Origin of the sequence: Nocardia sp. 852002-20019_SCH5090214 (assembly GCF_001665865.1) — a bacterium.
Classification (GTDB): domain Bacteria; phylum Actinomycetota; class Actinomycetes; order Mycobacteriales; family Mycobacteriaceae; genus Nocardia; species Nocardia nova.
Map to the genome: position 1 here is coordinate 67,803 of NZ_LZMK01000128.1, position 8,214 is coordinate 76,016.

General features: G+C 66.9%; 8 protein-coding genes and 1 tRNA gene. 7 read left to right on the plus strand and 2 right to left on the minus strand.

From position 1 onward, the window contains the following. The first annotated feature begins 96 nt into the window (after positions 1-96). Positions 97-1,089 (plus strand): stage II sporulation protein M, encoded by a 993-nt coding sequence (locus A5780_RS11360; protein WP_064908380.1) that lies wholly within the window; start codon positions 97-99, stop codon positions 1,087-1,089. Between the two features lie 712 nt (positions 1,090-1,801). After that, the gene (locus A5780_RS11365) at positions 1,802-2,140 is read left to right on the plus strand and encodes a GNAT family N-acetyltransferase (protein ID WP_030516716.1); all 339 of its coding nucleotides are present in this window, start codon (positions 1,802-1,804) and stop codon (positions 2,138-2,140) included. A 24-nt stretch (positions 2,141-2,164) separates the two neighbouring features. On the opposite strand, the gene A5780_RS11370 is transcribed toward A5780_RS11365, so the two are convergent. Next, positions 2,165-2,788, minus strand: a complete 624-nt coding sequence (locus A5780_RS11370; RefSeq protein WP_082976408.1) for a TetR/AcrR family transcriptional regulator — start codon at positions 2,786-2,788, stop codon at positions 2,165-2,167. Positions 2,789-2,866: 78 nt separating this feature from the next. Between A5780_RS11370 and A5780_RS11375 the strand changes: the two genes are divergently transcribed. Both A5780_RS11375 and A5780_RS11380 read left to right on the plus strand, forming a co-directional pair. Continuing rightward, positions 2,867-3,874 carry a GlxA family transcriptional regulator gene (locus tag A5780_RS11375; protein WP_064908381.1) on the plus strand — a complete coding sequence of 336 codons (1,008 nt, stop codon included), beginning with the start codon at positions 2,867-2,869 and terminating at the stop codon, positions 3,872-3,874. Between the two features lie 109 nt (positions 3,875-3,983). Then, positions 3,984-4,949 carry an alpha/beta hydrolase gene (locus A5780_RS11380; protein WP_063015292.1) on the plus strand — a complete coding sequence of 322 codons (966 nt, stop codon included), beginning with the start codon at positions 3,984-3,986 and terminating at the stop codon, positions 4,947-4,949. A 51-nt stretch (positions 4,950-5,000) separates the two neighbouring features. Here A5780_RS11380 and A5780_RS11385 read toward each other — a convergent pair. After that, a tRNA-Leu gene (locus A5780_RS11385) sits at positions 5,001-5,083 on the minus strand. A gap of 280 nt (positions 5,084-5,363) precedes the next feature. On the opposite strand from A5780_RS11385, the gene A5780_RS11390 reads away from it, so the two are divergent. The 3 genes from A5780_RS11390 to A5780_RS11400 form a co-directional block, all read left to right on the plus strand. After that, the gene (locus tag A5780_RS11390; protein WP_063015291.1) at positions 5,364-6,818 is read left to right on the plus strand and encodes a DUF3662 and FHA domain-containing protein; all 1,455 of its coding nucleotides are present in this window, start codon (positions 5,364-5,366) and stop codon (positions 6,816-6,818) included. Between the two features lie 186 nt (positions 6,819-7,004). After that, the gene (locus A5780_RS11395) at positions 7,005-7,472 is read left to right on the plus strand and encodes an FHA domain-containing protein (RefSeq protein ID WP_030516711.1); all 468 of its coding nucleotides are present in this window, start codon (positions 7,005-7,007) and stop codon (positions 7,470-7,472) included. Beyond that, on the plus strand, positions 7,469-8,214 hold a 746-nt coding region (locus tag A5780_RS11400), incomplete at its 3' end, for a Stp1/IreP family PP2C-type Ser/Thr phosphatase (RefSeq protein ID WP_156769443.1). The genes A5780_RS11395 and A5780_RS11400, both read left to right, overlap by 4 nt.

The window sequence follows — 8,214 nt, forward strand, 5'->3', positions numbered from 1 at the left end:
CCGGGCGGACACAGGAGAATCGCCGCGATACCCAGCGCAGCTCATTGCGGCGATTCGGTCGGGTGCGGGTGTCCCGCAGGAGCACAGGAGGAGCCGATGGACGTCGACGCCTATTCGTTCGCGCAGCGGCGGCATTGGGATCGGCTCGACCGGCTGACCGCGCAGCGGCGGCTCAGCGGCGCCGAGGTCGACGAATTCGTGGCCCTGTACCGCCGCACCTCCCAGCAGCTGGCGCGGTTGCAATCACATTCGCCCGATCCGGAGTTGATCAACGGTCTGAGCGCGGTACTCGCGCGGGCCCGGGGACGGCTGCTGGGCGCGCGCACCGACACCTGGTCGCAGATCGGCTATTTCTTCACCCATCGGTTCCCCGCCGCGATGTATCGAGCGTGGCCGTGGTGGGCCTCGGTGGCGGCGGCGTTTCTGGCCGTCTCGGCCGGTATCGGCATCTGGGTGTCCGGCTCCGGTTCGGCGCGAAGGACTTTGGGGCTGCCGTCGAACGCGGAATCGCTGACAGCCCCCGGCGGCCGCTTCGAGTCCTATTACTCCGAACATCCCCACGACGCCTTCGCCGCACAGGTGTGGACCAACAACGCCTGGGTGTCGGCCATCGCGTTGTTCACCGGCATCCTGATTCTCCCGGCGGCCTATCTGCTGTTCATGAACGCACTGAACGTCGGAGTCTCCGCGGGGCTGATGGCGGATGCCGGTCGGCTCGACTCGTTCTTCGGATTCCTGCTCCCCCACGGCATGCTCGAGCTCACGGCCGTCTTCGTCGCCGGCGGCGCGGGGCTGAAACTGGGTTGGACGCTGATAGAGCCGGGGCGGTCGTCACGCGCCGAGGCGCTGGCCCGGCAGGGACGGGCGACGGCGACGATCGCACTCGGGCTGGTGGCGGTCCTATTGGTCTCGGGCCTGATCGAGGGTTTCGTCACACCCGCCGACTGGCCCGCGCCGGTGCGAATCGGTGTCGGGCTGGTTGCCGAGCTCGGATTTCTGGCCTACGTCTTCGGCCCGGGGCGCCGAGCGGTGCAGGAACGAGCGGCGTTGCGGTCCGCGACCGATGCGAGCGAGCGCATATCGAGCTAACGCCGGGGCGGGTTCTGCTGAGGCTGAGAAAATCCCTTGCGAGAGGGCGGGGATTCGAAGGATCATCGGAGTGCCGATTTGAGATCCACTGGCCGCAGCGAGTCCAGCTCAGCTGCGGCCAGCGTTACCGTCGACTCTACACAATCGTTATCCCTGCGCAACCTCCTGCACACTCCGTCTGCCCGGCCGTAACCGAGCCGAAACCCGCAGTCCGACAGCATCTCCGGAGACCATTCGCAAATACCTGGCGGGCGGTCGGAAATAACGGTCCCACGCATACCGCAACGCTCCGGTAGCCGGGATTTTTCTGCTAATTCGGCCGTTACTCGCGGTGCCGGATACCCGGACAGCGATGATTCCCCGGCGCGTCGCCTGCTGCTCACCTGTTGGTCATCACTGCAGGTCAGGGGCTCAATCGACCTGCGTCCGACCGGCTTTACCCACCTCACTCGGCCAGCAAACAAACTTCAAGTTTGTTACTGCCGGAGTTTCCAAGTCTGCTGTCAGGTAATTCTCAGATGGTTGCGTATGCGCTTCCATTGAATTGCGCAGTTATTTCGACAGCGAACTCGAACGGCGTTTTTTCACCGGTGATATCCGAAGCGAATAACGACCGGTCAACCGCCGAAAGTGCGGCGAAGATCACACCGGCACGCGCGTCCTCGCTCGAACCTGCGGGTATCCGACCTGCCGGACCGCGATACTGAGACCCATGACCGCCGAACAGCAACCCACTCCGGTCGTCACGCAGGCCGCGGAACGGTTCGAAATCAGCGTGGACGATCGGCTCGCCGGATTCACCGAATACCTCGACCACGACGGGCAGCGGATCTTCTACCACACCGAAATCGACTCCGACTTCGCCGGACGCGGCCTGGCCGGCGCCCTGGTCTCACAGGCACTGGACCGTACCCGCGAGGCCGGTTTGCGGATCGTGCCGATCTGCCCGTTCGTGGCCGGCTACATCCAGAAGCACGAGGAATTCGCCGACATCACCGACGCTGTCACGCAGGACGCCGTCGACTACGTGCGCACGCAGCGAGGCCGCTGACGACCGTCCCCGGAAACGATGCCGTCAGCGCACCCGGTCCGCGACCGGAACGTTCCACGCCTCGGGCAGATTGCGACTCGACACCTCGGCGATATCGCGCAATCGCCCGAGGGGAGTTCCCAAGCGGCTCAATTGGATAAGGCCCTGCGCGGTCATCACCACGGTGGCGCTGTAGGCGGCCAGGGTCGACGCGTCGAGTTCGGCGCCGGATTCCTCGGCGGCGCGGCGTAGCCGCTCCGCGACACCGCGTTCCATGGCGGCGGTGGTCCGATTCCCGATGCTGATCACTTCGGGCAGCCGCGAGCCGAGCTGGGCGATGCTGTTGAGCATCAGGCAACCACGCCGATCGGGCTGCGAGACGCAGTCGTCGATGATCGCCTCGAACAGCGCGCGCACCGCCGCCTGCGCCGAACCGGGAGCCGAGGTCACCACCTCCCGGACCAGGCGGGCACGGCCCTCGCAATAGCGTTCGAAGGCCGCGAGGAACAGTCCGCGCTTGCTGCGGTAGGCGGCGTAGATGCTGCCGTTTCCGATGCCACTGGCCCGCGAGACGTCCTCGACCGACGTCTGCTCGAAACCCTGCGACCAGAACAGTTCGGTGGCGGCGTCGAGCAAGGCCGATTCGTCGAACTGTCGTGGCCTCCCCATGGCGCCCACCGTATCAATCCCACTGCGACCCCGGCCACAAAGCTTGTTCTGGAGGCGTCACTCCAGAATGATGGCGGGATGGCCCTCGAACTCGCTCAACTACCGCGTCGGCGCGTAGGAATTCTGGTCTTCGACGGCGTCAAGATGCTCGACTTCACCGGTCCAGCGGAAGTGTTCGTCGAGGCCAACCAAGCCTGCCCTGGATACGAGGTCGTGCTGGTATCGGCGGACGGCGGCAGTGTGCAGACCTCGATCGGCGCCCGGATCGAATGCGCTGTCGCGGCAGCCGACGCGGGCGCCTTCGACACCGTCGTGATCCCGGGCAGTGAGCTGCCACCCTCGAAATTCGTCACACCCGAACTGCTCGCAGCGGCACGGCGACTGTCGTGGAACACCCGGCGTCTGGCATCGGTGTGCAGCGGCGCGTTCGTCCTCGCCGAACTGGGCCTGTTCGACGGACGCCGGGCCACCACGCACTGGAAGTTCGCCGCCCATCTGGCCCGGCGCTATCCCGCGATCGACGTGGCCGCCGACGACATCTACGTGCGTGACGGAAACCTCTACAGCTCGGCCGGAGTCACCGCCGGGGTCGACCTGGCGCTGGCGATGGTCGAGGAGGATTTCGGCCCCGACATCGCGCGCCGGATCGCCCAGCTCATGGTGGTGTACATGCAGCGCGCGGGCGGGCAGTCGCAGTTCTCGGCCTCGCTGTCGGGGCCGGCGCCGCGCAGCCCGCTGGTGCGCAAGGCCGTCGACCTCGTCTGCGCGAATCCGGCCTTCCCCCATACCGTTCGGACGCTGGCGGCACACGCCAACGTCAGTCCGCGCCATCTGACCAGACTGTTCCGCGCCGAATTGGAGCGCTCCCCCGCCGAGTACGTCGCCTTCATCCGCTTCGGGGTCGCCCGCGACATGCTGCATGCCGGCTTCGGAGTGACCGAGGCGGCGATGGCCGCGGGCTACGGCAGCAGTGAGGCGATGCGCCGCGCGTTCGTCGCCCGGCTCGGGATATCGCCCAGTAAATATCGGCGCCGGTTCCGCTCGACCGGTTCCGGCGAGACCCCCTTGGTCGCCGCCGTGTCTTGATCCGGTGTTTTCGCGTCCCGTAGCGAGGGGCGCGCCGCCCTCCGACCAGCGGAAACTGGTCGGGCGCCGCGTTGTTCGCAGCCGCACACCCGCTGAAAGGAAAAACCCGATGACCGGAAATCCGCTGGGCGTCTCCCTCGAGCCGGCCGCCCAGGAGTTCGTCGACGCGACCTCCCAGCCGCCGTTCCTCTATCAGCTGCCGCCCGAGGAGGGCCGCAAAGCCGTTGATTCGGTGCAGGATTCACCGATCGAGAAGCCGGCGATCGACGAGGAGTGGATCACCGTCGAGGGCGGGCCGACCGGGTCGGTGCGGGCTCGCATCGTCAAGCCGCAGGGTGTGACCGACATCCTGCCCGTCATCGTCTACACCCACGGCGCTGGCTGGGTGTTCGGCGATGCGCACACCCACGACCGGCTGGTACGCGATCTCGCCGTGGGCGTGCACGCGGCCGTCGTCTTCCCCGAATACGACCGCTCCCCCGAGGTGCGCTATCCGGTGGCCAACGAGCAGTCCTACCGCGTCGCGCAGTGGGTGCGCTCGAACGGCGCCGAGAAGGGGCTCGACACCACCCGCATCGCGATCGCCGGTGATTCGGTGGGCGGCAATATGGCCATCGCGCTGACACTGATGGCCAAGGAGCGGGGCGACGTCTCGTTCGTCCAGCAAGTGCTGTTCTATCCCGTCACCGACGCCAACTTCGATACGCCGTCGTACGAGCGGTTCGCCGAAGGCTACTTCCTGACTCGGGAAGGGATGCGGTGGTTCTGGGACCAGTACACGACCAGCGAAGCGGACCGCGCCCAGATCACGGCCTCGCCGCTGCGCGCCACCACCGAGCAGCTCGCCGGGCTGCCGCCGGCGCTGGTGATCACCGGTGAGGCCGACGTCCTGCGCGACGAGGGCGAGGCCTTCGCCGCCAAACTCCGCGACGCCGGCGTCCCCGTCGTCCAGACCCGTTACGGCGGCATCATCCACGATTTCGTCATGGTCAACTCCATGCACGACACCAACGCCGCGAAAGCAGCCGTCGCCCAGGCGGTTTCGGTGCTGCGGGCGGCCCTGTACCCGGCCTGACACACAAAAAGAAGAGCCGCAGATCGGATTCGATCTGCGGCTCTTCCTCTGTGGGCGAAGGGGGACTTGAACCCCCACGTCCCGAAGGACACTGGCACCTGAAGCCAGCGCGTCTGCCATTCCGCCACTCGCCCGAGCGACTGGAAGACAGTATCACGCGCTCGGTTCCGGCACGAAATCGCCTGCTCACGAGGGTTGCGGACGAGTATTTTCGGGTAATGGGAACCGTGGGTGGACGGTCGTGAGTTACAGGGGTGGAGGATCGTGGATATCATGCAGTGACCGTGTCCGTTCGACGACACGCCCTATCGGCATGTCGTGTCGCGGGATCGTGACGCCCGGACGACACAGACCGATCAGCTGACGTAGACATACAGCGTAGGCAACGAGGGCGGGCATCGAAGGGAGGCCGGTATGGGCATCGTCTCGCGTTTCGAGCGACGTCTGCAGGGCGCCGTCGGTGACGCCTTCGCCAGGGTCTTCGGCGGCAGCGTCGTTCCCCAGGAGGTGGAAGCGGCGCTGCAGCGCGAGGCCTCGGATCGCCTGAGCGAACTCGACGGCGGGCATCTGCTCGCCCCGAACGTCTACGTCATCACGGTCAACCCCACGGACCTGCAGGAACTCGACGCAGACCACGAGTTGACCACCCGCGCGTTCGCCAAGCATTTACAGGACTACATCCGCGATCAGGGGTGGCAGACCTACGGTGAAGTGCACGTCGAATTCGAGACATCCCCTACGCTGCACACCGGACAGTTCAGGACGCACGGCCGGGTCGACCCGGATGCGGGCCGCCGGAACCCCCCGGCGCCGCGCCGGCCGCCCGATCGACCTGGACGACCCCCACAACGACCCGCACACCCGCAACCAGGAGCTGGCCCCATGACGCAGAACTCAGGCTACGACCCCAGCCGAGAGCCCGCGGAGTCCGATCCACGCAACCGCGGGTACGCACCCCCGCCGGGGGGCCGCCCCGCGCCGCAATATCAGGACGACTACGGCCGGGGTGGCCAGTATCCCGGTGCCGGTGAGTACGCCGCGCCGGAATCGCAGCCTGCCTATGGCGACTATCAGCAGGGCGGCGGCGACTACCAGAACGGCTACGACTACCAGCAGGGCGGCGCGGGCTACCAGCAGGGCGGCGCGGCCTACGGTCAGCCGGGCTACGAGCAGGGCAGCTACGACCAGAGCAGTTACGACCAGGGTTACGGCCAGCAGGCCTATGCCGACCAGGGGTACGGCCAGCAGCAGGCGTACGAACAGGGCGGCTACGAGCAGAGCGGCTACGACCAGGGTTACGGCCAGCAGGGCTACGCCGACCAGGGGTACGGGCAACAGCAGGGCTACCCGGAGCAGAACTACGGTCAGCAGCCGGGCTACGGCCAGGCTCCCGGATACGACCAGGGTTACCAGGCTCAGAGCGGCTACGGCCAGCAGGGCTACGCCGACCCCGGCTATGCCGATCAGGGGTACGCGGACCAGGGCGGTTACGGCGCCGAGGATCAGGCCTACGGTCAGCAGCCGGCCTACGGACAGCAGGGCGGCTACGCAGCGGCCCCGCCGCCGGCGCGCGGGGGGTCCGGTTATTCGGCCACCCTGCACCTCGACGACGGCAGCGGCCGCACGTACCAGCTACGCGAGGGCAGCAACATCATCGGGCGTGGCCAGGACGCCCATTTCCGGCTTCCCGACACCGGGGTGTCCCGCCGCCACATCGAGGTGCGCTGGGACGGTCAGGTCGCGATGCTGTCGGATCTCGGTTCCACCAACGGGACGCTGGTCAACGGCTCGCCCGTCCAGGATTGGCAGCTCGCCGACGGAGATGTGATCCGGGCCGGGCATTCCGAGATCCTGATCCGAATCGTCTGATCCCGTAAGCTCGCCGGTGCAGGTCACGATGGGGCGCGAAAACCGCTCGCCCGTATCGTGATCGCAACCGGTCATCGGCCCTATTATGCTGCCAACATTCGCTCGGCAGCCGGGCCGTGCTGACCAGCACGCCGGTTGGGGGACGAAACGCCACTACGGGACCGGTCGAACAGGAGGTGGAGCGCCGTGCAGGGACTGATCCTGCAGTTGACCCGTGCGGGGTTCCTCTTGTTGTTGTGGCTGTTCGTGTGGGCGGTGCTTCGCACCTTGCGCAGCGACATCTACGCGGCATCAGGCATTCGGATCCAGCCCCGACCCACCCGAGGTTCGGTGGTGCTGCCATCCTTCAGCCGTGGCCAGAAGGGCGCCAAGTATCTAGTGGTGACTCAGGGTTCACTCGCCGGCACTCGGATCACGCTCGGCACCCAACCGGTGCTCATCGGGCGTGCAGACGACTCCACGCTGGTACTGACCGACGACTACGCCTCGACCCGGCATGCACGGTTATCGCCGCGCGGCGAGGACTGGTACGTCGAAGACTTAGGATCGACCAACGGGACCTACCTCGATCGAGCGAAGGTCACCACCCCCGTCCGAGTTCCGCTCGGCACCCCTGTCCGTGTCGGTAAGACTGTGATCGAGCTGCGATCGTGACTCAAGTTCTCCGCTACGCAGCGCGTAGCGACCGTGGTCTCGTCCGGGCGAACAACGAGGACTCCGTCTATGCCGGTGCACGCCTGCTGGCGCTCGCCGACGGCATGGGCGGGCACGCCGCCGGTGAGGTGGCCTCGCAGTTGATGATCGCCGCGCTGGCTCATCTCGACGACGACGAGCCCGGCGACGATCTGCTCGGCAAACTCGACCGGGCGATTCGCGAAGGCAACGCCGCGATCGCCGACCAGGTCGAGGAGGAACCCGAACTCGACGGTATGGGCACCACGCTCACCACCATCCTGTTCGCGGGCAAGAAGCTCGGCCTCGCCCATATCGGCGACTCCCGGGCCTATCTGCTCCGCAACGGCGAGCTCGCCCAGATCACCCGCGACGACACCTTCGTCCAGTCGCTGGTCGACGAGGGCCGGATCACCCCGGAGCAGGCCCACACCCATCCGCAGCGGTCACTGATCATGCGGGCACTCACCGGAAACGAGATCGAGCCGACGCTCATCGTCCGGGAAGCCCGCGCCGGTGACCGCTATCTGCTGTGTTCGGACGGCCTGTCCGACGTGGTGAGCGACGAGACCATCGCGAACACCCTGCGCGAGGGCAATACCGACGAGGCGGCCGACCGGCTCATCGAATTGGCCCTGCGCAGCGGCGGTCCCGACAATGTGACCGTCGTCGTCGCCGATGTGATCGATCTCGACTACGGCCAGAGCCACCCCATCGTCGCGGG